Source organism: Mesorhizobium sp. L-2-11 (assembly GCF_016756595.1).
Classification (GTDB): domain Bacteria; phylum Pseudomonadota; class Alphaproteobacteria; order Rhizobiales; family Rhizobiaceae; genus Mesorhizobium.
Window position 1 is genome coordinate 1,016,665 of record NZ_AP023257.1, and the last position, 23,296, is coordinate 1,039,960.

A 23,296-nucleotide genomic window follows, 5' to 3' on the forward strand; every position below is an offset into this window, starting at 1 on the left:
TCGATATAGGAACGATACGTTTCGTTTCCACTTGTTGGCGTAGCGGCCTGGAGGTTTCTGGACCAAGTTCCGCGACCCGACGATCCGTCGTAGTGGGGAACGTTCAGATTGTCCAAGGATTGAGGACCGTCACCCCGGTATCGTCGAAGTCGGTGACGTTGCGCGTAACCAGAATGAGGTCGTGGACAAAAGCTGTGGCGGCGATCAGCGTGTCGGCGCTGCCGCGTGTGCGGCCAGCCGAAATGCGACCCCACGACAACGCTACTTCTTCAGTAACCGCAAGGATGCGGTCGGCATTGTCGCGCCGAAGCTCTCGCAACCACAGATCGAGGCGTGTTGCCCGTTCGGGATCGACCTTGCGCAGCTTGACGATCCCGCGTTCGATCTCCCCAAGCGTGATGACACTGAGATTGACCGAAGCCGGATCCACCGAAGCCAGCCAGGCGGTCGGATTGGGCAAGCGTCGTTCCACATCCGAAACTATGTTCGTGTCGAGCAGGTACATCAGAGGTCGATGTCGCGGATCATTGTATCCGAGCGACGGTTGACCTCCTCGGCGAAATCATCATCCCAGACGGGACCGGTCAGAAGATATTCTGCCAGTGACTTCCTTTTTCCCGACAAGCGGTCATAGTCTTCGGCAGAAAGCACCACGGCCGCGCGCTTGCCACGCAGGGTCACCGTCTGCGGCCCCTCGCTGCGCGCGCGCTGAACCACTTTGGAAAAGTTGTTTTTCGCATCCTGAAGATGCCAGGCCATGGCTGCTAGCTAGCTTGGCTAGCTATAATCCTGACGAGCCCGACTATCAAGGCTGATCGCTAAATTGCCGCCAAACGAAATGTCCGCTAGCGGCTGCCGAAGATCGCCGAGCCGACCCTGACGCTGGTTGCGCCGAAGGCGATCGCGGTTTCGTAGTCGCCGGACATGCCCATCGAAAGCTCCTCCACCCCTGCCTCCGCGCTGAGCTTTTCCAGCAGCGCGAAATGCGGGCCGGGGTTCTCGTCGGCCGGCGGGATGCACATCAGGCCCTCGATGGCGAGGCCATGGACCTCGCGGCAGCGCGTAACGAAGGGTACGGCTTCGCGCGGTTCGATGCCGGCTTTTTGTGGTTCCGAGCCGGTGTTGACCTGAACATAGAGTTTTGGCGACCGGCCTTGTCTGGCGATTTCCTTGGCGAGTTCGGCGGCGATCTTTTCGCGATCGACCGTCTCGATGACGTCGAACAGCGCGACCGCTTCCTTCGCCTTGTTCGATTGCAGCGGACCGATCAGATGCAGCTCGATGTCGGGGAAGGCTTGCTTCAGCGCCGGCCATTTGGCTTGTGCTTCCTGGACGCGGTTCTCGCCGAAGACGCGCTGCCCGGCCTCGATGACCGGGCGGATATCGTTTGAGCTGAAGGTCTTCGAGACCGCGACCAGCGCCACCGCGCCGGCTTGACGTCTTGCCTCGCGCTCGGCGGCGGCGATCCTCGCCTTGACCGTGAAATACTGTTCGACGGCGCTCGCCATGCCTATATCCGTCCCTAAGTTTCTATCCTCACCGGGGCGTCGCAGTTGACGGGTCCGGCAATCCATGGTGAACACCGCGACGACATTTACCTCGACCGCCGGGCATGTCCGGCTGTTCGCGCATGCTTTTTAAGTGAAAAACACCCGATGGCAACCGAACGATACAATCCGCGCGCATCAGAGCCCAAATGGCAGAAGGCCTGGGACGCCAAGCAGCTGTTCGAGGCTGACAACGACGACCCGCGTCCGAAATACTACGTGCTCGAGATGTTCCCCTATCCGTCGGGGCGCATCCATATCGGCCATACCCGCAACTACACGATGGGCGACGTGGTGGCGCGCTATAAGCGGGCCAAGGGTTTCAACGTGCTGCACCCGATGGGCTGGGACGCCTTCGGCATGCCGGCCGAGAACGCGGCGATGCAGAACAAGGTCCATCCCAAGGACTGGACCTATCAGAACATCGCCGCCATGCGCGAGCAGCTCAAGGTCATGGGCCTGTCGCTCGATTGGGCACGCGAATTCGCCACCTGCGATGTCGACTACTACCACCGCCAGCAGATGCTGTTCCTCGATTTCGTCGAGAAGGGGCTGGTGACTCGCAAATCCTCCAGGGTCAACTGGGATCCGGAGGACATGACGGTGCTTGCCAACGAGCAGGTCATCGACGGACGCGGCTGGCGCTCGGGCGCGCTGGTCGAACAGCGCGAGCTGACGCAGTGGTTCTTCAAGATCACCGACTATGCGCAGGATCTGCTGGACTCGCTGGAGGGCCTCGACGAATGGCCGGAAAAAGTCAAGCTGATGCAGGCGAACTGGATCGGCCGCTCGGAAGGCCTGCTGATCCGCTGGCCGCTGGCCGAGCCGATTGCTGGCGAGCATGAGTTGGAAGTCTACACGACGCGGCCGGACACCATCTTCGGCGCCTCCTTCATGGCGGTCGCAGCTGATCATCCGCTTGCCAAGAAGGCTGCCGAAAGCAATCCGGCGCTGGCAAAGTTCATCGATGAAGTCCATCACATGGGCACGTCGGTGGCGGCACTGGAGACGGCCGAGAAGAAGGGCTTCGATACAGGCATCCGTGTCGTCCATCCATTCGACGCGAACTGGACGCTGCCTGTCTATGTCGCCAATTTCGTGCTGATGGAGTACGGCACCGGCGCCATCTTCGGCTGCCCGTCCGGTGACCAGCGCGACCTCGATTTTGCTAACAGATATGGCCTGCCGGTCATTCCGGTGGTGATGCCGGAAGGCGAGATCCAGGGAAACTTCCAGATCATCGAGGAAGCCTATGTCGGCGATGGGGTGATGATCAATTCGCGCTTCCTCGACGGCATGAAGCCTGATCGGGCGTTCGACGAGGTGGCGAAGCTGCTGGAACAAAAGACCATCGGCAACCGGCCGATGGCCGAGCGCAAGGTCAACTTCCGCCTGCGCGACTGGGGCATTTCGCGCCAGCGCTACTGGGGCTGTCCGATCCCGATGATCCATTGCGAGGATTGCGGCGTCGTGCCGGTGCCGAAGGCGGACCTGCCGGTCAGGCTGCCGGACGACATCGAGTTCGACCGGCCGGGCAATCCGCTCGACCGCCATCCGACCTGGCGGCACGTCAAATGCCCGCAATGCGGCAAGGATGCACGCCGCGAAACCGACACGATGGACACGTTCGTCGATTCGTCGTGGTATTTCGCGCGCTTCACCGCGCCCTGGGCGAACGATCCGACCGATCCCAAGGCAGCTACCGAATGGCTGCCGGTCGACCAGTATATTGGCGGCATCGAGCACGCCATTTTGCACTTGCTCTATTCGCGCTTCTTCACCCGCGCCATGCGCGAGACCGGCCATGTCGACCTCGCCGAGCCGTTCAGGGGCCTGTTCACGCAAGGCATGGTGGTGCACGAGACCTATCGGGTCGGCAGTGGCTCGAACAGCCGCTGGCTTGCGCCCAGCGAGGTGCGGCTGGAGGACGTCGACGGCAAGCGCCGCGCCATCGAAATCGCGACCGGCGAAGAGGTGGTGATCGGCCCGCTTGAAAAAATGTCGAAGTCGAAGAAGAATACGGTGAGCCCGGAAGAGATCACCGACGGCTACGGCGCCGATACCGCGCGCTGGTTCATGCTGTCGGACTCGCCACCCGAGCGTGACGTCGAATGGACCGACGAGGGCGCCGCCGGCGCGCACCGTTTCATCCAGCGCATCTGGCGCCTGGTGTCGACGGCCGCCGAATCGCTCGCCGGAATCCAGCCGGCAGCGGCGAAGCAGGGCGAGGCAGGGACTGTTTCCAAGGCCGCGCACAAGGCGTTGAAATCGGTCGGCGAGGATATCGAAAAGCTTGCCTTCAATCGCGCCATCGCCCGCATCTACGAACTCGCCAATGCACTCACCATGCCGCTTAGCGAGGCGACCGCAGGCAAGGCCGATCCGGCGCTCCAGGCTGCCTGCCGGCAAGCCGTCGACATCCTCGTGCATCTGATTGCGCCGGTCATGCCGCATCTGGCCGAGGAATGCTGGCAGACGCTCGGCGGCACTGATCTGGTCGCCGAACGGCCCTGGCCTGTCTATGATCCGTCGCTTGTCGTCGACAGCGAGATCGTGCTGCCGGTCCAGGTCAACGGCAAGAAGCGCGGCGATTTGACAATTGCCCGCGACGCGGACCAAGGTGCCGTCGAAAAAGCGGTTCTGGCTCTCGACTTCGTGCAGAAAGCGCTCGAAGGTAAGGCACCGCGCAAGGTGATCATCGTCCCGCAGAGGATCGTCAATGTCGTTGCCTGATCCGAGGAAGACAGAAGTGACGCATTTGCTGCGCCGTGCCACGCTGTATGGCCTGGTCGCTTCGGTTGCGCTGGTTTCGGCCTGCACGGTGCGCCCGCTCTATTCGAGCGCGCCGCTGTCGGCCGGCTCGCAAGTCGGCGCTGCTGCCGAACTCGGGTCCATTTCGGTCAAGCCGGTCAACACCCGCTACGCCCAGCAGGTCCGCAACAATCTGATTTTCGCGCTCGGCCAGGGTGCGGGCGAGCCGGCGTCGCCCGCCTATTCGCTCGATCTCGGCGTTACCGAACTTGTTGAATCCGCTGCAAATGTGCAGGTCACGACCGATGACGACGAACCAACCGCGGGCACGGTGACACTGACCGCGAACTATGTGCTGACCGACGCCAAGACCGGCAAGACGATCGCGACCGGCAGGCGCTCGATAGCGTCGTCCTACGACCGGCCCCGTCAGGAGTTTGCCACCTATCGGGCGCAGATCGATGCCGAGAACCGCGCGGCGCGCGAACTGGCGGAGCTGCTGCGCCTGTCGATCGCCCAGGATCTGGTCAAGCACGGCAAGACGGTGGCGGGTTAAACTTTTCGGCTGAATCGAGACGTTCCGGTTATCCCTGGCGCAGAAAAAGGCCGATTGCTCGGCCTTTTTTGCGGGAACGCGACGTCTTGATTTCAGCCGATTTTCTGGCCGGTCTTGGCCCAGTCGGCGAGGAACTGCTCCAGGCCCTTGTCGGTCAGCGGGTGCTTGACCAGCGCCTTCAGCGTCGCCGGCGGCGCGGTGATGACGTCGGCGCCTATCAATGCAGCCTGCTTGACGTGGTTCACCGTGCGCACCGAGGCGGTCAGGATCTCGGTCTGGAAATCATAATTGTCGTAGATGGTGCGGATGTCCGAGATCAGTTCCATGCCGTCCCAGCCGCTGTCGTCGATGCGGCCGACGAAGGGCGAAATGAAGGAGGCGCCGGCCTTGGCGGCGAGCAGCGCCTGGGTGGCCGAGAAGCACAGCGTGACATTGACCATGCGGCCGTCCGAGCGGATGTCCTTGCAGGCCCTCAGGCCGTCGAGCGTCAGCGGCACTTTTATGCAGACATTGTCGGCGATCCTGGCCAGGATATTGGCCTCGGCCATCATGTCCTTGTATTCGGTGGCGACGACTTCGGCCGAGACCGGGCCCTTGACGATCTCGCAGATTTCTCTGGTCACGTCGGCGATCTTGCCGCCGGATTTGAGGATCAGCGAAGGATTGGTGGTAACGCCGTCGAGCAGCCCCAAATCGTTCAGCTCACGGATTTCCTTGACGTCGGCGGTGTCGACAAAAAATTTCATGACGGTCTCCTGAAGATTTTTATCGCATCGGCCCGAAAATCGAATCGATTTTCGGCAAGCACGATGCGAGGTTTAAAGTTCTAGAGCGTACTTTGTGCGTCCGGATGGACGCACGTCGCTCTAGTGCATGTCATGCACCTCTGGGGTCGGACTTTGATCTAGACGAAAGTCGGGGCAAGGTCACGCCTCATGATCGAAGATTCGCCCTTTGTCGCGGCCGCACCGGTGCTGGTGCCGATGCCCGCCGAGCGGCCCTACACCTATGCCGTGCCCACCGGCATGCGCGTGGTGCCGGGCTCGATCGTGCGCGTGCCGCTCGGACCGCGCCAGGTTGCCGGCATCGTCTGGGACGGTGCCGTCGAAAAGGTCGATGCCAAAAAACTGCGCCCGATCGAGCAGGTCTTCGACTGCCCGCCAATCGACCGCGCCATGCGCCGCTTCGTCGACTGGATCGCGCAATACACGCTGTCGCCGCCCGGCATGGTGGCGCGCATGCTGCTGCGGGCGCCGGAGGCCTTCGACCCGGAACCGTGGATCGAAGGGCTGCAACGCACCTTGGCCAAACCCGACCGGATGACGGATGCAAGGTTGCGCGTTCTGGAGACAGCCGAAGGCGGGCTCGCCTGGACGCGATCCGGGCTGGCGCATGCGGCCGGCGTGTCGTCGACGGTCATCGACGGGCTGAAGGCGCAAGGCGTGTTCGAGACGGTCATGATCCCGCCGCGACCGGTGGTCGCAGCACCCGACACAGGATACGCCCAGCCATCGCTGATGCCGGACCAGAGCGATGCGGCCGAGATGCTGCGCACCAGTGTCGCGGCCGGCGCATTCGGCGTCACGCTGCTCGACGGGGTGACCGGATCGGGCAAGACCGAGGTCTATTTCGAAGCGGTGGCCGCGGCGCTCGACCGCGGCAAGCAGGTGCTGATCCTGCTGCCGGAGATTGCGCTGACCCACGCCTTCCTCGAGCGCTTCCAGGAACGGTTCGGCGCCAAGCCGGCCGAATGGCATTCGGACCTGCCGCCAAGGATGCGCGAGCGTGTCTGGCGGCAGGTTGCGGAAGGTGGCGTGCGCGTCGTTGCCGGCGCGCGTTCGGCGCTGTTTTTGCCGTTCAGCGAGCTTGGGCTGATCGTCGTCGACGAGGAGCACGACCCCGCCTACAAGCAGGAAGACCGCGTTTTCTACAATGCCCGCGACATGGCGGTGGTGCGCGGCCATATTGGCGGTTTTCCGGTCGTGCTCGCCTCGGCGACGCCATCGGTCGAAAGCCGGGTCAATGCGAGCCAGGGCCGCTATAGCAGGGCGGTGCTTTCGGCGCGCTTCGCCGAGGCGGCGCTTCCCGACCTGAAGACGATCGACATGCGCCGCGCCCCGCCGGCACGCGGCGGCTTCCTGTCGCCGGTGCTGCTTGGCCATATGCGCCAGACACTGGAGAAGAAGGAGCAGTCGCTGCTGTTCCTCAACCGGCGCGGCTATGCGCCGCTGACGCTGTGCCGGGTCTGCGGCCATCGCTTCGGCTGCCCGGTCTGCTCGGCCTGGCTGGTCGAGCACCGCTTTCGCGGCCAGCTCGTCTGCCACCATTGCGGACACAATGAGCGGCGGCCCGAGGCCTGCCCGGAATGCGGCACGCTCGACCATCTGGTCGCCTGCGGGCCGGGCGTCGAGCGCATCGCTGAAGAAGTCGTCGCGCATTTCCCCGACGCCCGAACCATCGTCCTGTCGTCCGACCTGATGGGCGGCGTGCGGCGGCTGAGGCTGGAGCTTGAAGCCATCGCCAATGGCGAGGCCGACATCGTCATCGGCACGCAGCTTGTCGCCAAGGGCCACAATTTCCCTGACATGACGCTGGTTGGCGTGGTCGACGCCGATCTCGGCCTGGCCAATGGCGATCCGCGCGCCGCCGAGCGCACCTTTCAGCTGCTCAGCCAGGTCACCGGCCGCGCCGGCCGTACCGGCAAGAAGAGCCTGGGCCTGCTGCAGACCTTCCAGCCCGACCACCCGGTCATGCGGGCGATCGTCTCCGGCGACGCCGAGGCTTTTTACCAGCGCGAGATCATTGAACGGGAACGGGCGGTGCTGCCGCCTTTCGGCCGGCTCGCCGGCGTCATCGTCAGCGCGGCGACGCGGGCGGAAGCGGAGGGCCATGCGCGGGGTCTGCGGCGCGCCGCACCCCAGGCCGCCGACCTGTTCGTGCTCGGCCCGGCCGAGGCGCCGCTGTCGCTGATCGGCGGCCGCCATCGCTTCCGCCTGCTGATCCAGGGCGAGCGGCGCGCCGATATGCAAGGATTCATCCGCACCATGCTGGCCGAGGGACCGAAGCTACGGGGCTCGGTGCGCGTGCAGGTCGACATCGACCCGCAGAGCTTTCTGTGAGGCCGACCGTGCAATTTGGACCGGAGCTGTGAAGAGATGAAAACCCTTGGCCTCACGCGCATCGATGCCGAAGCGGCGGTCGAATTCGCTCTGGGTTGATGCGCTTTACGCAATTCGCCGACGCGCATCTGGCGCAGGTCTCTTGCTTCGCTAGAATGCCCGAAATTTCGAAACAGCGATTTGCGAGGGGACAGTATGGAATTTGCGTTTCCGTGGCCGATGAGCCAGGGCGAGTGGCTGGCGTGGTCGAGCGCCGTCGTGACCTTGCTGTTCGGGCTGCTGCTGTTCTTGGCGCCGAGGCTGGGCTTCCGGGTTCTCAGACTGCAGGTCAATCCCGAAAAGGCGGCGGCGATCGCCGAAGGGCGCGGCAGGATGTCAGGCTTCTATCTCGGCGTCGGCCTGTGCTGCATTCTGCTGGCGCAACCGCTGCTCTATATGGCGCTTGGCTTTTCCTGGCTGTTCACCGCCTTCGGCCGCCTGCTGTCGATGATGTCGGATGGCGCCAACACACCTTTCAACTGGGCTTCCATCGTGGTGGAACTGGTGCTGGCGACGTTGCCGCTTGCCTTCGCCTTCGGCTTTGTGCCTTGAATCAAAGGCTAATTCGGGAGCGGCGGTCGAACCGCGCCGCCGGATGCGACAATAGTGCCTGAAAACCATGCGGGGCGACGCATTGCGGTCTTAAAATGCCTGTGCTAGACGGCAATCGACTTTCGGCCGGGGATAGCGGAAGCCGCGTCTCCGTGCTTGGAAAAATGCAGTAAGGTCAAAGATTTAGCTAGAGTTTTTGCTCGCGCCAACAATCTGCGGCCTGTCAGACAAGAGAAAAGACGGTCCGTGGCCCAATCGTCATCGCCAATCTCAGGTGTCGCAGAACGCTATGCGGGTTCGCTGTTCGAGCTCGCGCTCCAGGCGAATTCGGTCGCCCAGGTCGAGGCCGACCTCAACAGTTTCGCGGCGATGCTCGAAGTCAGTGCGGATCTGGCCCGCCTGGTCAATAGCCCGGTGTTCTCCAGCGAGGACCAGGCCAAGGCCATCGCGGCGATCGCCGACAAGGCAGGGATCACCGGCCTCACCGGCAATTTCCTGCGCGTCGTCGCCCAGAACCGCCGGCTGTTCGCCATCCCCGGCATGATCAAGGCATTCCGCCAGATCGCCGCCGAGCATCGTGGTGAGACCGCCACTGAAGTGACCTCGGCGCATGCGCTGACCGACGCCCAGCAAACCGAGCTGAAGGCGGCGCTGAAAAGCGTTGCTGGCAAGGACGTCGCGATCACCGTGACCGTCGATCCGTCGCTGCTCGGCGGGCTGGTGGTCAAGATAGGCTCGCGCCAGATCGATACGTCTCTCAAAACCAAACTCAATTCGCTCAAGCTTGCACTGAAAGAGGTCGGCTGATGGACATCCGCGCCGCGGAAATTTCCGCAATTCTGAAAGACCAGATCAAGAATTTCGGCAAGGAGGCCGAGGTCTCCGAAGTCGGCCAGGTTCTGTCCGTCGGTGACGGCATCGCCCGCGTCTACGGCCTCGACAACGTCCAGGCCGGCGAGATGGTCGAGTTCCCCGGCGGCATCCGCGGTATGGCGCTCAATCTCGAAGCCGACAATGTCGGCGTCGTCATCTTCGGCGCTGACCGCGACATCAAGGAAGGCGATATCGTCAAGCGCACCGGCGCCATCGTCGATACGCCGGTCGGCATGGGCCTGCTCGGCCGCGTCGTCGACGCGCTCGGCAACCCGATCGACGGCAAGGGGCCGATCCAGGCGACCGAGCGCAAACGCGTCGACGTCAAGGCGCCCGGCATCATTCCGCGCAAATCGGTGAACGAGCCGATGTCGACCGGCCTCAAGGCCATCGACGCGCTGATCCCGGTCGGCCGCGGCCAGCGCGAACTGGTCATCGGCGATCGCCAGACCGGCAAGACCGCGATCATCCTCGACACGATGCTCAACCAGAAATCGGTGCACGAGCACGGGCCGGAGAAGGAAAAGCTCTACTGCGTCTACGTCGCCGTCGGCCAGAAGCGGTCGACCGTCGCGCAGTTCGTGAAAGTTCTCGAAGAGCGCGGCGCGCTCGATTATTCGATCATCATCGCCGCCACCGCTTCCGATCCGGCGCCGATGCAGTTCCTGGCGCCGTTCACCGCCTGCACGATGGGCGAATATTTCCGCGACAACGGCATGCACGCGCTGATCAGCTACGACGATCTGTCGAAGCAGGCCGTCGCCTATCGCCAGATGTCGCTGCTGCTGCGCCGCCCGCCTGGCCGCGAAGCCTATCCGGGCGACGTCTTCTACCTGCATTCGCGCCTGCTGGAGCGGGCCGCCAAGCTCAATGACGACAATGGCGGTGGTTCGCTGACGGCTCTGCCGATCATCGAGACCCAGGCCAACGACGTGTCGGCCTATATCCCGACCAACGTCATCTCGATCACCGACGGCCAGATCTTCCTGGAAACCAATCTGTTCTTCCAGGGCGTCCGCCCGGCGGTCAATGTCGGCCTGTCGGTGTCGCGCGTCGGCTCCTCGGCGCAGATCAAGGCGATGAAGCAGGTCGCCGGCTCGATCAAGGGCGAACTCGCGCAGTACCGCGAAATGGCGGCCTTCGCCCAGTTCGGCTCCGACCTCGACGCCGCGACGCAGCGCCTGCTCAACCGCGGTGCGCGCCTGACCGAACTCCTGAAGCAGCCGCAGTTCTCGCCGCTCAGGGTCGAAGAACAGGTCGCGGTGATCTTCGCCGGCGTCAACGGCTATCTCGACAAGCTGGCAATCGATCAGATCAGCAAATTCGAGCATGGCCTGCTCAGCCACATGCGTTCGGCCGGCAAGGAGGTGCTCGACGGCATCCGCAAGGAGAAGGCGCTGTCGGACGATCTGCGCGCCAAGCTGAAGGCGGAGATCGACACCTTCGCCAAGACCTTTGCTTGAACGACGGCCGGACGGACGGGATCAGGTTTGAAGCATGCCTTCATTAAAAGACCTTCGTAACCGTATCGCCTCGGTCAAGGCGACACAGAAGATCACTAAGGCGATGCAGATGGTCGCCGCGGCGAAGCTGCGCCGCGCGCAGGAGGCGGCGGAAGCCGCGCGCCCCTATTCGGAGCGCATGGGTGCAGTGCTGGCCAACATCACCCAGGCGATCGGCGGCGGTGGCGAGGCCCCGGCGCTGATGACCGGCACCGGCAAGGACGACGTGCATCTGCTCGTCGTCTGCACCGCGGAGCGTGGTCTGTGCGGCGGTTTCAATTCGCAGATCGCACGCCTTGCCCGCGACCATATCCGCAAGCTTTTGGCCGACGGCAAGCAGGTCAAGATCATCTGCGTCGGCAAGAAGGGGTTCGACATCCTGCGTCGTGACTACGCAGCGCTGATCCTCGAACGCGTCGACTTGCGCGAGGTAAAGACGCTGGGCTTCGTCAATGCCGATGCCATTGCCAAAAAAGTCATCCAGCTCTTCGACGAGGGCGGCTTCGACATCTGCACGCTGTTTTATTCGCAGTTCAAATCGGTGATCAGCCAGATCCCGACAACCCAGCAGATCATCCCGGCAGGCGTGCCTGCCGCTACCGCCGAAGCGACCGACGGCGGCAGTGCCGTCTATGAATACGAGCCGGAGCCGGGCGAAATCCTCTCCGATCTCATTCCGCGCAACATTTCCGTCCAGGTATTTCGCGCGCTGCTCGAGAACGCCGCCGGCGAGATGGGCGCCAAGATGAGCGCCATGGACAATGCGACGCGCAATGCCGGCGACATGATCAACAAACTGTCGATCACCTACAACCGCCAGCGGCAGGCGCAGATCACCAAGGAATTGATCGAAATCATTTCGGGCGCCGAGGCGCTCTAGGCGCGCTCCGATGAAGGTCAGCGACCTTCAGGCGGATCGCGCGAGAAACAAACAGACGAAAAGGGTAAAGACGATGGCGAAAGCAGCGACCCCAGAGAAGGCGGCCCCGAAGACCGCCGCGACGGCGGCAGCACCGGCAAAGGCTCCGGCAGCTGCAGCGAAGGCGGCTCCGGCCAGGAAGGCGGCAGCGCCCGCCAAGGCCGCCGCGGCGAAGGCGCCGACCGTTGCCATCAAGAAGACCGGCTTGGCCGGCAAGGTTCGCCAGGTCATCGGCGCCGTTGTCGACGTGCAGTTCGGCGAACATCTGCCGGCGATCCTGAACGCGCTGGAAACGTCCAATGTCGGCAATCGTCTCGTGCTCGAAGTGGCTCAGCATCTCGGCGAGAACACGGTGCGCTGCATCGCCATGGACTCGACCGAAGGTCTGGTTCGCGGCCAGGAGGTCTATGACACCGGCGCGCCAATCACCGTGCCGGTCGGCCCGGGCATGCTCGGCCGCATCATCAACGTCATCGGCGAGCCGGTCGACGAGGCAGGCCCGGTCGACGGCATCGAGATGCGTTCCATCCACCAGCCGGCGCCGACCTATGTCGAGCAGTCGACGGAAGCGCAGATCCTGGTCACCGGCATCAAGGTTCTCGACCTTCTGGCACCCTATGCCCGCGGCGGCAAGATCGGCCTGTTCGGCGGCGCCGGCGTCGGCAAGACGGTGCTGATCCAGGAATTGATCAACAACGTCGCCAAGGCGCATGGCGGCTTCTCGGTGTTCGCCGGCGTCGGCGAGCGCACCCGCGAGGGCAACGATCTCTATCACGAGTTCATCGAGTCCGGCGTCAATAAGCAGGGCGGCGGCGAAGGATCCAAGGCGGCGCTCGTCTACGGCCAGATGAACGAGCCGCCGGGCGCGCGCGCCCGCGTCGGCCTGACCGGGCTGACAGTTGCCGAATATTTCCGCGACCAGGGCCAGGACGTGCTGTTCTTCGTCGACAACATCTTCCGCTTCACGCAGGCGGGTTCCGAAGTGTCGGCGCTGCTCGGCCGTATTCCTTCGGCCGTGGGCTACCAGCCGACGCTGGCCACCGACATGGGCGCGCTGCAGGAGCGCATCACGACGACGACCAAGGGCTCGATCACCTCGGTGCAGGCGATCTACGTGCCGGCGGACGATCTGACCGACCCGGCGCCGGCGACCTCGTTCGCCCACCTCGACGCGACGACCGTGCTCAACCGCGCGATCTCGGAAAAGGGCATCTATCCGGCCGTCGATCCGCTCGATTCGACCTCGCGCATGCTCGACCCGATGGTCGTCGGCGAGGAACACTACCAAGTCGCCCGCCAGGTGCAGTCGATCCTGCAGCGCTACAAGTCGCTGCAGGACATCATCGCCATCCTGGGCATGGACGAGCTGTCGGAAGAGGACAAGCAGACGGTGGCCCGCGCCCGCAAGATCGAGCGCTTCCTGTCGCAGCCCTTCTTCGTCGCCGAAGTGTTCACCGGCGCGCCTGGCAAGCTGGTCGATCTCGCTGACACCATCAAGGGCTTCAAGGGCCTCTGCAACGGCGACTACGACCACCTGCCGGAAGCCGCCTTCTACATGGTAGGCGGCATCGAAGAAGCGGTCGAGAAGGCTCAGCGCCTGGCGGCTGAAGCGGCGTAATCAAGCGAATAGCGAATAGGGAGTAGCGAATAGGGGGCGATGTGAGCCGAGCGTTTTTGTCTATTCGCTACTCACTACTCGCTATTTGCTAAGTTGATCATGCCTGAAGCTTTCAAGTTCGAACTGGTCTCGCCGGAGCGCCTGCTGGTTTCCGAGCAGGTCGAATCCGTCGTCATTCCGGGCGCCGAAGGCGAAATGACCGTCATGGCCCGTCATGCGCCGGTCATGACCACGATCAAGCCCGGCGTCGTCACGGTGAACACCGCGGAAGGCAAGGCGGAACGCTACGTCGTGTTCGGCGGCTTCGCCGACATCGTTCCGGCCGGCTGCACGCTGCTGGCAGAATCGGCGGTAGCCGTCGGCGACATCGATCGCGCCGACCTCGCCCGCCGTATCCAGGAAGCCAGGGAAGACGTCGCCGACGCCAAGGACGACGAGACCCGCAGCAAGGCCGAGCAGTTCCTTAGCCAGCTCACCACACTCGAAGGCGCCGTCCTGCCGGCATAGAGGGCACGAATCCTCGGCCGGGCGCCCACTTCCCTTCTCCCCTTGTGGGAGAAGGTGGATTGGCGCGCAGCGCCAAGACGGTTGAGGGGTGTTGGACGGAGCGCCGTCGGTGCCAAGCTGGAGCACCCCTCATCCGACCTCGCTTCGCGAGGCCACCTTCTCCCACAAGGGGAGAAGGTAAGTGGCTCAGCCCGTTAGCGAATCTACCGCGCGCATTGCGCTTTGCAGGCCGCCCAATAGTCATTCGCTTGCAATGCCCAGCGCTGCGAAAGCAGCAGCCACACCGCCCTGGCGCAGGTGTTCGAGATGGGCGGCGGCGAGGTCGATCAGCGTCAAGCGCTCAGCACCGTCCTTGGCGAAGCCGGCCAGGTCGAACACCGCCGCCACCGCTTCGCCAGCCGACAGATGCCGCGTGTCGAGCGCAGCCAGGGCCAAGTCGAGCGGATCGGTGAAATGGTTTTCCGGCAAGGATTTGCCGCGCGCCTCGCAAGCGGCGATCCAGGCGGCTACCACCAGCATCAGATAAGCGGGCGGGGCACCGCCGCTCATCCGCTCCATGGCCGAGGCAATGATGCGCTGCGGCAGCTTCTGGCTGCCATCATTGGCAATCTGCGCCGTCCGATGGGCGAGCGCGGTGTTCGAATAGCGCTTGGCGAGCTGGTCCGTGTAGTCGGCCGTGTCGAGCCCGACATCCTTCGGCAGCGTCGTGATCGCCTCGGCCCACAATCCGTCGACGAATTGCCGGATCGCCGGATTGGCGAAGGCGCGGTCGACCGTCTCATAGCCGCTGAGCAGGCCAAGATAGGCGATCGCCGAATGCGAGCCGTTGAGCAGGCGCAGCTTCATGTCTTCGAACGGCCCGACGTCACCGACCATGGTGACGCCGAACCTTTCCCAGTCCGGCCTGCCCGCCGGGAAATCGTCTTCGACCACCCATTGGCAGAACGGCTCGGTCATGACAGGCCAGGCGTCTTCGACGCCGAGCTGGCCTGATATCCGTGCCCGGTCGGCATCGGTGGTCGCCGGCACGATGCGATCGACCATGCTCGACGGAAACGCCACCTGGTCGGCGATATGGCGGGCGAGATCGGTGCCGCGCAAAGCGGCAAATTCGACCAGCAGCCGGTGCAGCGTGGCGCCGTTGGCCGGGAGATTGTCACAGCACAGCACGGTGAATGGCTGGATACCGGCGACCCGGCGGCGCGCAAGCGCTTCGGCCAGAAAACCATGCGCCGTTCGCGGCATTTGCGGGTTGGCCAAATCGTGGACGATGTCGGGATGGGCTGTGTCCAGTCCGCCACCCGCCGCCCTGAGATAGGCTTTTTCGGTGATCGTCAGCGTGACGATGGCGGTGCGCGGATCGGTCAGCGCGGCCAGCACTGCACCAGGATCTTCCGGGGCCACCAGCATCGACAGGATCGAGCCGACGACGCGCAGGCTTTCGCTGTCGCTGCTCCTGACCGCCAGCGTGTAGAGCCCGTCCTGCGGCGCCAGCGCATCGCGTGTGTCGGCGCTGCGCAGCGAGACGCCAACAATGCCCCAATCCGTGTCTCCCGCCGCCAAGCAGTCGTCGACATAGGCTGCCTGATGGGCGCGGTGGAATGCGCCGACGCCGAGATGGATGATGCCGGGCACGACGCGGTTGCGGTCGTAGCCGGGGACGGCGACCGAGGCCGGCAATGCCTGCCGCCTGCTGTTGGAAAGGCGTCTGGCTGTCATTGTGCGATGGTCTGATCGAGCTCGTGCCGGGCGTGGCCGGCATGCAGCGTAACATCCGTTTGGTTCCCGCACAATGGGCTGAAAAGTCATCATACAACAATCTATTTTTTGTATGTTGACATTATTTCCTTCCGATCCTACCGATGGCCGGGTTGGGAGGAACGACGTGGCCGCATTGACCGATCCGGATCTGCTGTTTCCGTCGGAGGGGCGTCCGCTCTCGCTTGCCCGCGATCTTTACGCAGCTGTCAAGGATCTGCCGATCGTCAGCCCGCACGGCCACACCGATCCGCGCTGGTATGCCCTCAACGAGGCGTTTTCCGATCCAGCGCAATTGCTTGTTGTGCCGGACCATTACATCTTCCGCATGCTGTTCAGCCAGGGCGTCCGGCTCGAGGACCTTGGTGTGCCAACGCTCGACGGCTCACCGGTGGAGACTGACGGCAGGACGATCTGGCGGCGCTTCGCCGAGCACTATTATCTGTTCCGCGGCACGCCGACGCGGCTGTGGTTCGACCATGTGCTGGCCCATCTGTTCGGCATCGAAGAGCCGCTGACGGCGGCAACCGCCGACCGCCATTACGACACGATCTCGACCTTGCTGCAGTGGGAGAATTTTCGCCCGCGAGCGTTGTTCGAGCGCTTCAACATTGAAGTCATCGCGACGACCGAAGGCGCGCTCGACGATCTCGGTTGGCACCAGATGATCCGCGACAGCGGTTGGGAGGGCCGCGTCGTCACCGCGTACCGGCCGGACGCCGTCGTCGACCCCGATTTCGAAGGCTTTTCGGCTAATCTCGATCGGCTCGGCGACATCACTGGCTGCGATACCGGCACGTGGGCCGGCTATCTCGATGCGCATCGCCAGAGAAGGGCGTTCTTCAAAAGTTTCGGCGCGACTGCGTCGGATCACGGCCATCCGACGGCGGAAACCGCCAATCTGTCGGATGCCGCCGCGCAGGAGCTGTTCAGCCGCATCCGCCGGGGCTCGGACGACGAGCGCGAGCGAAAACTGTTTCGCGCCCAGATGCTGACCGAGATGGCCAAGATGAGCCGCGACGATGGCCTGGTGCTGCAGATCCATCCCGGCTCCTGGCGCAATCATTCGCCTGCCGTCTTCCAGAAGTTCGGCAGGGACAAGGGCTTCGATATCCCGGCCAGGACCGACTATGTCACGGCGCTGAAGCCGCTGCTCGACTGCGTCGGGCTGGAGCGCGACCTTACAATCATCCTCTTTACGCTCGACGAGAGCAGCTATGCGCGCGAACTGGCGCCGCTCGCCGGCGTCTATCCGGCGCTGAAACTCGGGCCGGCCTGGTGGTTCCACGACAGCCCGGAGGGCATGCGCCGGTTCCGCGAGATGACCACCGAGACGGCAGGCTTCTATAACACCGTCGGCTTCAACGACGACACCCGCGCTTTTCCATCCATCCCGGCCCGCCACGACGTGGCGCGTCGGGTCGATTGCGCCTTTCTTGCGCGTCTCGTCGCCGAGCACCGGCTCCGCGAGGACGAGGCGCATGAATTGGCGCAGGAACTTGCCTATACGCTCGCAACAAAGGCGTACCGGCTCTAACGGCGCTTGCCGCCATCGTTCAAACGGGAGGAACCTAATGCTGCATTTTTCTAGACTGGCGGGAGCTGCGCTACTGGCCGCCGCGCTGATGGCCGGAACGGCAAGCGCCCAGACGGTCCTGCGCTCGTCCGACACCCATCCGGACGGCTATCCGACGGTCGAGGCGGTCAAATATTTCGGCGAGCTTGTCAAGGAGCGCACGGCTGGCCGCTATTCGGTCGATGTCTATCATTCCGCGCAGCTCGGCGAGGAAAAGGACACGATCGAGCAGGTGCGCTCGGGCGTGATCGACCTCAACCGCGTCTCGATGGCGCCGTTCAACGGACTCATCCCCGAAACCACCGTGCCTTCGCTGCCCTACATCTTCCGCTCGGAAGACCATATGCACAAGGTCATGGACGGACCGGTCGGCGACCAGATAGCGGCGGCGTTCGAACAGGTCGGGCTGGTGCTGCTCGCCTTTTATGACGGCGGCGCGCGCTCCTTTTACAATTCGAAGAAGCCGATCAACTCTGTCGCCGATATGGCCGGCATGAAATTCCGCGTCATCCAGTCCGACATCTTCGTCGACATGGTGGCCGCACTCGGCGCCAACGCGACGCCGATGCCGTATGGCGAGGTCTATTCGGCGATCGAAACCGGGGTCATCGACGGCGCGGAGAACAATTTTCCGAGCTACGACACCGCCAAGCATGCCGAAGTCGCCAAGTTCTATTCGCTCGACGAGCACACGATGGTGCCGGAAGCCTTCGTCATGGCGAAGTCGAGCTGGGACAAGCTGACGCCGGAAGACCAGGCGATCTTCAAGGCGGCCGCCAAGGAAAGCGTCGCCAAGCAGCGTGAGCTGTGGGCCGCCAAGGTCAAGGAATCGCGTGCCAAGGTCGAGGCGGCCGGTTCGCAGATCACGACCCCGGACAAGCAGCCCTTCATCGATGCGATGGGCCCGGTCTACGAAAAGCACGTCAAGGACGACAAGCTGAAGGCGATGGTCGAGGCGATCAAAGCCGTGCAGTGATCAAGCGGCGGCGCGGACTGTCCGCGCCGCCATCCTTTTGCGGAGAGAACCGGTGACCTCGAGCCAAGAACAGAGTGCGCCCCCGTCCGGCATCGCGCGGGTGATGTCACGCGTCAGCACGGCGGCGCTGTGGATCGCCGGCATCGGACTGGTGCTGATGACCGCCTTCGTCGCCTGGCAGGTGTTCGGCCGCTATGTTCTGAACCGCTCGCCGAGCTGGACCGAGCAGGGCTCGGTGATGCTGATGAGCTGGTTCATTTTCCTCGGCGCTGCCGTCGGGGTGCGCGAGAACTATCACCTCGGCTTCGACGTCCTGCTCTACGTGCTGCCGAAGGGCGGCAAGCGTTGGCTGAGGATGATCTCGGATCTCGTCGCGCTCGCCTTCGGCATCGGCATGATCTGGTATGGCAGCCAGCTGGTCGCATTGACCTGGAACGCAACCTTGCCGTCGCTCGGCATATCGGGGGGTTGGGACTACGTCCCGCTTGTCGCGGGAGGCGCGCTCATCGTGCTGTTTACGCTGGAGCGCATCGTGCTTCGCCTTTCCGGTGCGCCGATCGACGATGCGCTCGACGAATTGCCGCCGGCGGAAGTCGCAGCCGAACTCGACACAGCCAACGTGAAGGTCTGACGCCATGGAACTCTGGATACTCTTCGGCGTCTTCACCGTCCTGATGCTCATCGGCACGCCGATCGCTTTCTGCCTCGGCGTCGCAAGCTTTGCCACCGTCCTCTACATAGGCCTTCCGCCGCTCATCGTGTTCCAGCGCCTGAATTCCGGCATGAGCGTCTTTTCGCTGCTGGCCATTCCGTTTTTCATCTACGCCGGCGACCTGATGGTGCGCGGCGGCATCGCCAGCAAGATCGTTGCCTTCGCCGGCTCGCTCGTCGGCCACATGCGCGGCGGCCTCGGGCAGGTCAACATCGCCACCGCTACACTGTTCGGCGGCATTTCGGGCTCCGCGGTGGCGGAGGCAGCGGCGGTCGGCGGCTTGATGATCCCGCAGATGAAGGCGCGTGGCTATGGAGCGGATTACGCCGTCAACGTCACGTCGATGGCGGCGCTGATCGCGCTGCTCCTACCGCCGTCGCACAACATGATCATCTACTCGATCTCGGCAGGCGGAAAGATCTCCATTGCCGACCTGTTCACGGCCGGCATCATCCCGGGCCTGCTGTTGGCGCTGGCACTGATGATCACCGCCTACTTCGTGGCGCGCTCTCGCGGTTATCCGACCGAGCCGTTTCCGGGCTTCGCCGCCGTCGCGCATCTCTTGGCTGTCGCGGTGCCAGGCTTGCTTTTGATTGCGATCATCTTCGGCGGCGTGCGATCGGGCGTTTTCACGGCCACCGAGAGTTCCTGCATCGCCGTCATCTATGCGTTGCTCGTGACTGTCCTGGTTTACCGGCAGATGACCTGGGAGGGTTTCGTTCAAGCCACCCATGGCGCCGTGCGCACCACGGCCATGGTGCTGCTCATCATCGGCATGGCAGCGGCGTTCTCGTGGCTGATGGCCTTCCTGAAAGTGCCGGCAGCGCTGATAGCCTCGATGAACGCGATCTCGGAGGATCCGCTGGTCGTGCTGCTCCTGCTCAACCTCCTGATGCTGTTCCTGGGCACCTTCATGGACATGGGGCCGACGATCATCATCTGCACGCCGATCTTCCTGCCCGTGGCGCAGGCCTACGGCGTCGATCCGGTGCATTTCGGTGTCATCATGATCCTCAATTTCGGCATCGGGCTGAACACCCCGCCGGTCGGCGCAGTGCAGTTCGTGGCGTGCGCAGTGGGCAAGATATCCGTCTGGGAAGCGATGCGCTCAATCTGGCCGTTCTATGGGGCCGGCCTCGTGGTGCTGGGGCTCGTCACTTACATTCCGGCCATCTCGCTATGGTTGCCGAGCGTCTTCAAATAGGGGTTGGCAATGGCATCGGATATGGCGATCAGCCTGAAGGTCGAACGCAAGCCCAAGCTGTCGGAGACCGTGGTCGCGGCGATCCGCAAGCAGTTGCAGGCGGGCGAGATCCCACCGGGTCAAAAGTTGCCGACCGAGGGCCAACTGACCGAAACCTTCGGGGTCAGCCGCACCGTCATCCGCGAGGCGCTGGCCAAGCTTGCCGCCGACGGGCTGGTCGAGCCGCGCCAGGGCGCCGGGGTCTTCGTCACCGAGCATATCTCGACGATGTTCGGCACGCTGGCTGCCGACATCGGCAGCAAGGATTCGATCGCGCTCAACGTGCTCGAAGTCAGGTTGGCGATCGAGATCGAATCCGCCGGGCTGGCCGCTATCCGTCGCAATGCCGCGCAGGAAGCAGCGATCCAGGAAGCGTTCTTCGAGTTCGAGCGGCTGCTGTTGAACAGCGAGCCGACAGGTCCGGCCGACCTTGCCTTCCACCGGGCGATCGCCAGCGCCACCAACAATCCGTTTTATGTCGAGATGCTCGACGTGCTCGGCCGGCGCGCCATTCCTTGCGACGTGACATCGCCGTGGTCGACCGAGCTCGCCCAATCCGACGCCTATCAGCGCGGCCTGCAGGGTGAGCATCTGGTGATCCTGAATGCCATTATGACGGGCGATGCCGAGTCCGCGCGCGAAGCGATGCGCGCGCATCTCAGCGCCAGCCAGCAGCGCTATCGCGAGCGCCTGCACGCACGTCAGATTTTTTATGCCGATTCGGTCAAGGCCGCGGCAACCGAATGACCAATGAGGCAGCCCAATGGGACAGCAATGAATCACACTGACAACCACTTCACCTCCCGCTTCGCCATCGACCCTGTCACCGCCGCGGCGATGGGGACGGACGAACTCCGTCACAATTTCCTGATCGAAGGCTTGTTCCAGCTCGGCCGCATCGGCCTGACCTATACGCATTACGACCGCATGATCGTCGGCGGCGCCATGCCTGCCGGAACACCGCTTCCGCTGCAGGCGATCAAGCCGACCGGGACAAAGAACTTTCTCGATCGCCGCGAAATGATCGCCGTCAACATCGGCGGCGCCGGCATCGTTAAGGCCGGCGGCCAGTCCTACGAGCTGCAGCCGCGCGACATGCTGTATCTCGGCATGGGCGCCAATGAGGTCTCGTTCGCCTCAGTCAACCCAGCCGAGCCGGCCAAATTCTATTTGCTCAGCGCGCCGGCGCATCAGAGCCATCCAAGCCAGCTGATCCGCATCGGCGATGCCAAGCGGCTCGATCTCGGCAGCCAGGCGACCTGCAACGAGCGCTCGATCTTCCAGTTCATCCATGCCGGAGGCGTGAAAACCTGCCAGCTCGTCGTCGGCATGACCCAGCTCGCCCCAGGCTCGGTCTGGAACACCATGCCGTGCCATGTGCATGACCGGCGCATGGAGGCCTATCTCTATTTCGACCTGCCGGAGACGGCGCGGGTGTTTCATTTCATGGGCGAGCCGGACGAGACGCGCCATCTCGTCATGCGCAACGAGGAGGCGGTGCTGTCGCCGGGATGGTCGATCCATTCGGGAGCCGGCACCTCCAATTACGCCTTCATCTGGGCGATGGCCGGCGACAATGTCGACTATACCGATGTCGACCCGGTAGCGATGGAAGAGCTGCGATGAGCGACTTCTCGGCTTTCAGCCTGGCCGGCAAGCGCATTCTCGTCACCGGCGCCAACACCGGAATCGGCCAGGGCATCGCCCTATCGATCGCGCGGGCCGGTGGTGCAGTGGTCGGCGTCGGCCGCTCTGCAATGGATGAGACTGCGGAAAAGATCGCCGCGGCGGGCGGCGGCTTCGAGGCGGTGCGCTGCGATCTTGCCGACCACGCAGCCGCCCAGGCGATGCTCGATCGCGTCTGGGACCAAACCGGGCCGCTCGACGGGCTAGTCAACAATGCCGGGATCATCCGGCGTGCCGACGCCGTCGATTTGACGCAGGCCGATTGGGACGACGTCATAGACGTCAATCTGAAGACGGTGTTTTTTCTCAGCCAGAGCTTTGCCCGGCGCGTGCTTGCCGATCCGGAACGGCGCGGCAAGATCGTCAACATCGCCTCGGTGCTGAGCTTCCAGGGTGGCATCCGCGTCGCCTCCTATACCGCCTCGAAACATGGCGTGCTCGGCATCACCCGGTTGCTCGCCTGCGAATGGGCGTCGAAAGGCATCAACGTCAACAGCATTGCGCCCGGCTACATCGAGACCAACAACACCGAGGCGCTTCGTGCCGACCCTGACCGCAATACGGCCATTCTGGCGCGCATTCCGGCCGGACGCTGGGGCGGACCGGAAGACATCGGCGACGCGGCCGTCTTCCTGCTGGCGCCGGCGTCAAACTACATGCATGGCGCGGTGGTGCCGGTGGACGGCGGCTGGCTGGCGCGATGAGGAGCATGCCCATGACGAGGATGTGGCGATGACCGGAACGAAGATCTTTTCGCATGCCGGCGAGGGCGCGTGGTCGCCGACCCCGGATGGTAACCGCAGGCGTGTGCTGCTGCACACGGGCGAATTGATGATGGTCGAGTTCGGTTTCGACAAGGGCGGTGTCGGCGCGCTGCATTCGCACCCGCACGTCCAGGCGAGCTATGTCGCCGAAGGTCGCTTCGAGGTCACCATCGACGGCAGGACCGAGATCCTGGAAACGGGAAGCAGCTTCATCGTCCCTTCCAATCTGGTCCACGGCGTCAAGGCGCTCGAGGCCGGCCGCCTCGTCGACAGTTTTACCCCGCATCGCGCCGATTTCCTCGTCTGACGGTACGAGAACGCCCGCAGGTCAATACGCAGCGGCAGCATATCCCGCAAACGAAAAGCCCGCGCCTCCGGAGAGACGCGGGCGTGTTGCCTGGGCGCTTGTGGCGCCGCGGTACTCAAAACATCACCGCAGGACCTGAACCTGCCGAATCATGGTGAAGATAGGATTAATCGGCCCGGGCCATTGCGCGGTATTCACAGCCAAAGCGAATAGAGGCTGGAATCACGCTCGCATATCCGTCAATGAGGGGGGATACCTTTCAGACGGTGCCGACGGAGACAGGACTTGAGG

General features: G+C 63.7%; 22 protein-coding genes. 17 read left to right on the forward strand and 5 right to left on the reverse strand.

All coding sequences use genetic code 11. The annotated features are described in order from the left end of the window. Positions 1-103 precede the first annotated feature (103 nt). The 3 genes from JG739_RS04800 to JG739_RS04810 all read right to left on the reverse strand — a co-directional run bounded on the left by JG739_RS04800 (position 104) and on the right by JG739_RS04810 (position 1,508). Positions 104-505 (reverse strand): type II toxin-antitoxin system VapC family toxin, encoded by a 402-nt coding sequence (locus JG739_RS04800; protein WP_202365483.1) that lies wholly within the window; start codon positions 503-505, stop codon positions 104-106. Then, positions 505-759: a type II toxin-antitoxin system Phd/YefM family antitoxin gene (locus JG739_RS04805; protein WP_202365484.1), complete on the reverse strand. Its 255-nt coding sequence runs from the start codon at positions 757-759 to the stop codon at positions 505-507. Before JG739_RS04805 ends, JG739_RS04800 begins: the two co-directional genes overlap by 1 nt. An 86-nt stretch (positions 760-845) precedes the next feature. After that, positions 846-1,508 carry a YggS family pyridoxal phosphate-dependent enzyme gene (locus JG739_RS04810; protein WP_202365485.1) on the reverse strand — a complete coding sequence of 221 codons (663 nt, stop codon included), beginning with the start codon at positions 1,506-1,508 and terminating at the stop codon, positions 846-848. Between the two features lie 147 nt (positions 1,509-1,655). Here JG739_RS04810 and leuS point away from each other — a divergent pair, with 147 nt between their 5' ends. Next, positions 1,656-4,280 carry a leucine--tRNA ligase gene (gene leuS / locus JG739_RS04815; protein ID WP_202365486.1) on the forward strand — a complete coding sequence of 875 codons (2,625 nt, stop codon included), beginning with the start codon at positions 1,656-1,658 and terminating at the stop codon, positions 4,278-4,280. Beyond that, entirely contained in the window at positions 4,267-4,854 is a 588-nt protein-coding gene (gene lptE / locus JG739_RS04820) for an LPS assembly lipoprotein LptE (RefSeq protein ID WP_202365487.1), read from the forward strand. Before leuS ends, lptE begins: the two co-directional genes overlap by 14 nt. Positions 4,855-4,946: 92 nt before the next feature. Here lptE and fsa read toward each other — a convergent pair whose 3' ends face one another. Further along, positions 4,947-5,600 (reverse strand): fructose-6-phosphate aldolase, encoded by a 654-nt coding sequence (fsa, locus tag JG739_RS04825; protein WP_202365488.1) that lies wholly within the window; start codon positions 5,598-5,600, stop codon positions 4,947-4,949. Positions 5,601-5,789: 189 nt separating this feature from the next. On the opposite strand from fsa, the gene JG739_RS04830 reads away from it, so the two are divergent. The 7 genes from JG739_RS04830 to JG739_RS04860 all read left to right on the forward strand — a co-directional run bounded on the left by JG739_RS04830 (position 5,790) and on the right by JG739_RS04860 (position 13,983). Continuing rightward, on the forward strand, positions 5,790-7,973 hold the full coding sequence (locus JG739_RS04830; protein WP_202365489.1) for a primosomal protein N': 2,184 nt from the start codon (positions 5,790-5,792) through the stop codon (positions 7,971-7,973). Between the two features lie 195 nt (positions 7,974-8,168). After that, entirely contained in the window at positions 8,169-8,564 is a 396-nt protein-coding gene (locus tag JG739_RS04835; RefSeq protein WP_202365490.1) for an AGROH133_08824 family phage infection protein, read from the forward strand. A 246-nt stretch (positions 8,565-8,810) separates the two neighbouring features. Continuing rightward, complete coding sequence (locus JG739_RS04840; protein WP_202365491.1) at positions 8,811-9,371, forward strand: F0F1 ATP synthase subunit delta; 561 nt, start codon at positions 8,811-8,813, stop codon at positions 9,369-9,371. Further along, the gene (gene atpA / locus JG739_RS04845) at positions 9,371-10,900 is read left to right on the forward strand and encodes a F0F1 ATP synthase subunit alpha (RefSeq protein WP_202365492.1); all 1,530 of its coding nucleotides are present in this window, start codon (positions 9,371-9,373) and stop codon (positions 10,898-10,900) included. The genes JG739_RS04840 and atpA overlap by 1 nt, the downstream gene beginning before the upstream one ends. Before the next feature lie 34 nt (positions 10,901-10,934). Next, positions 10,935-11,819: a F0F1 ATP synthase subunit gamma gene (locus JG739_RS04850; RefSeq protein ID WP_202365493.1), complete on the forward strand. Its 885-nt coding sequence runs from the start codon at positions 10,935-10,937 to the stop codon at positions 11,817-11,819. A 73-nt stretch (positions 11,820-11,892) separates the two neighbouring features. Continuing rightward, positions 11,893-13,476 (forward strand): F0F1 ATP synthase subunit beta, encoded by a 1,584-nt coding sequence (gene atpD, locus JG739_RS04855; protein ID WP_202365494.1) that lies wholly within the window; start codon positions 11,893-11,895, stop codon positions 13,474-13,476. 99 nt (positions 13,477-13,575) lie between these two features. Further along, a complete protein-coding gene (locus JG739_RS04860; RefSeq protein ID WP_202365495.1) occupies positions 13,576-13,983 on the forward strand; it encodes a F0F1 ATP synthase subunit epsilon in 408 nt (135 codons plus the stop codon). Positions 13,984-14,223: 240 nt separating this feature from the next. Here the strand turns inward: JG739_RS04860 and JG739_RS04865 are convergent, their stop codons facing one another. Continuing rightward, on the reverse strand, positions 14,224-15,702 hold the full coding sequence (locus JG739_RS04865) for a mannitol dehydrogenase family protein (RefSeq protein ID WP_202365496.1): 1,479 nt from the start codon (positions 15,700-15,702) through the stop codon (positions 14,224-14,226). Positions 15,703-15,868: 166 nt separating this feature from the next. Here JG739_RS04865 and uxaC point away from each other — a divergent pair, with 166 nt between their 5' ends. The 8 genes from uxaC to JG739_RS04905 all read left to right on the forward strand — a co-directional run bounded on the left by uxaC (position 15,869) and on the right by JG739_RS04905 (position 23,005). Beyond that, the gene (uxaC, locus tag JG739_RS04870; RefSeq protein ID WP_202365497.1) at positions 15,869-17,278 is read left to right on the forward strand and encodes a glucuronate isomerase; all 1,410 of its coding nucleotides are present in this window, start codon (positions 15,869-15,871) and stop codon (positions 17,276-17,278) included. Positions 17,279-17,315: 37 nt separating this feature from the next. Beyond that, complete coding sequence (locus JG739_RS04875; protein WP_202365498.1) at positions 17,316-18,293, forward strand: TRAP transporter substrate-binding protein; 978 nt, start codon at positions 17,316-17,318, stop codon at positions 18,291-18,293. Positions 18,294-18,396: 103 nt separating this feature from the next. Continuing rightward, positions 18,397-18,924: a TRAP transporter small permease gene (locus JG739_RS04880; protein WP_202367341.1), complete on the forward strand. Its 528-nt coding sequence runs from the start codon at positions 18,397-18,399 to the stop codon at positions 18,922-18,924. A 4-nt stretch (positions 18,925-18,928) separates the two neighbouring features. After that, positions 18,929-20,209 carry a TRAP transporter large permease gene (locus tag JG739_RS04885; RefSeq protein ID WP_202365499.1) on the forward strand — a complete coding sequence of 427 codons (1,281 nt, stop codon included), beginning with the start codon at positions 18,929-18,931 and terminating at the stop codon, positions 20,207-20,209. Positions 20,210-20,218: 9 nt separating this feature from the next. Beyond that, the gene (locus tag JG739_RS04890; RefSeq protein ID WP_202365500.1) at positions 20,219-20,995 is read left to right on the forward strand and encodes a FadR/GntR family transcriptional regulator; all 777 of its coding nucleotides are present in this window, start codon (positions 20,219-20,221) and stop codon (positions 20,993-20,995) included. A gap of 27 nt (positions 20,996-21,022) precedes the next feature. Beyond that, positions 21,023-21,874, forward strand: coding sequence for a 5-dehydro-4-deoxy-D-glucuronate isomerase (gene kduI / locus JG739_RS04895; RefSeq protein ID WP_202365501.1), 852 nt, complete (start codon positions 21,023-21,025; stop codon positions 21,872-21,874). Further along, complete coding sequence (gene kduD, locus JG739_RS04900; RefSeq protein WP_202365502.1) at positions 21,871-22,638, forward strand: 2-dehydro-3-deoxy-D-gluconate 5-dehydrogenase KduD; 768 nt, start codon at positions 21,871-21,873, stop codon at positions 22,636-22,638. Before kduI ends, kduD begins: the two co-directional genes overlap by 4 nt. 28 nt (positions 22,639-22,666) lie before the next feature. After that, positions 22,667-23,005 carry a cupin domain-containing protein gene (locus tag JG739_RS04905; RefSeq protein ID WP_202365503.1) on the forward strand — a complete coding sequence of 113 codons (339 nt, stop codon included), beginning with the start codon at positions 22,667-22,669 and terminating at the stop codon, positions 23,003-23,005. Positions 23,006-23,296 lie beyond the last annotated feature (291 nt).

What these genes read in the sequence shown, in the direction of transcription:
- JG739_RS04905 (WP_202365503.1), top strand. Translation starts at nt 22,667, where the DNA reads ATGACCGGAACGAAGATCTTTTCGCATGCCGGCGAGGGCGCGTGGTCG.
- JG739_RS04830 (WP_202365489.1), top strand. Translation starts at nt 5,790, where the DNA reads ATGATCGAAGATTCGCCCTTTGTCGCGGCCGCACCGGTGCTGGTGCCG.
- JG739_RS04805 (WP_202365484.1), bottom strand. Translation starts at nt 759, where the DNA reads ATGGCCTGGCATCTTCAGGATGCGAAAAACAACTTTTCCAAAGTGGTT.
- kduD (WP_202365502.1), top strand. Translation starts at nt 21,871, where the DNA reads ATGAGCGACTTCTCGGCTTTCAGCCTGGCCGGCAAGCGCATTCTCGTC.
- leuS (WP_202365486.1), top strand. Translation starts at nt 1,656, where the DNA reads ATGGCAACCGAACGATACAATCCGCGCGCATCAGAGCCCAAATGGCAG.
- JG739_RS04850 (WP_202365493.1), top strand. Translation starts at nt 10,935, where the DNA reads ATGCCTTCATTAAAAGACCTTCGTAACCGTATCGCCTCGGTCAAGGCG.
- JG739_RS04835 (WP_202365490.1), top strand. Translation starts at nt 8,169, where the DNA reads ATGGAATTTGCGTTTCCGTGGCCGATGAGCCAGGGCGAGTGGCTGGCG.
- JG739_RS04800 (WP_202365483.1), bottom strand. Translation starts at nt 505, where the DNA reads ATGTACCTGCTCGACACGAACATAGTTTCGGATGTGGAACGACGCTTG.
- JG739_RS04885 (WP_202365499.1), top strand. Translation starts at nt 18,929, where the DNA reads ATGGAACTCTGGATACTCTTCGGCGTCTTCACCGTCCTGATGCTCATC.
- fsa (WP_202365488.1), bottom strand. Translation starts at nt 5,600, where the DNA reads ATGAAATTTTTTGTCGACACCGCCGACGTCAAGGAAATCCGTGAGCTG.
- JG739_RS04860 (WP_202365495.1), top strand. Translation starts at nt 13,576, where the DNA reads ATGCCTGAAGCTTTCAAGTTCGAACTGGTCTCGCCGGAGCGCCTGCTG.
- atpD (WP_202365494.1), top strand. Translation starts at nt 11,893, where the DNA reads ATGGCGAAAGCAGCGACCCCAGAGAAGGCGGCCCCGAAGACCGCCGCG.
- atpA (WP_202365492.1), top strand. Translation starts at nt 9,371, where the DNA reads ATGGACATCCGCGCCGCGGAAATTTCCGCAATTCTGAAAGACCAGATC.
- JG739_RS04875 (WP_202365498.1), top strand. Translation starts at nt 17,316, where the DNA reads ATGCTGCATTTTTCTAGACTGGCGGGAGCTGCGCTACTGGCCGCCGCG.
- kduI (WP_202365501.1), top strand. Translation starts at nt 21,023, where the DNA reads ATGAATCACACTGACAACCACTTCACCTCCCGCTTCGCCATCGACCCT.
- JG739_RS04890 (WP_202365500.1), top strand. Translation starts at nt 20,219, where the DNA reads ATGGCATCGGATATGGCGATCAGCCTGAAGGTCGAACGCAAGCCCAAG.
- lptE (WP_202365487.1), top strand. Translation starts at nt 4,267, where the DNA reads ATGTCGTTGCCTGATCCGAGGAAGACAGAAGTGACGCATTTGCTGCGC.
- JG739_RS04810 (WP_202365485.1), bottom strand. Translation starts at nt 1,508, where the DNA reads ATGGCGAGCGCCGTCGAACAGTATTTCACGGTCAAGGCGAGGATCGCC.
- JG739_RS04865 (WP_202365496.1), bottom strand. Translation starts at nt 15,702, where the DNA reads ATGACAGCCAGACGCCTTTCCAACAGCAGGCGGCAGGCATTGCCGGCC.
- JG739_RS04880 (WP_202367341.1), top strand. Translation starts at nt 18,397, where the DNA reads ATGTCACGCGTCAGCACGGCGGCGCTGTGGATCGCCGGCATCGGACTG.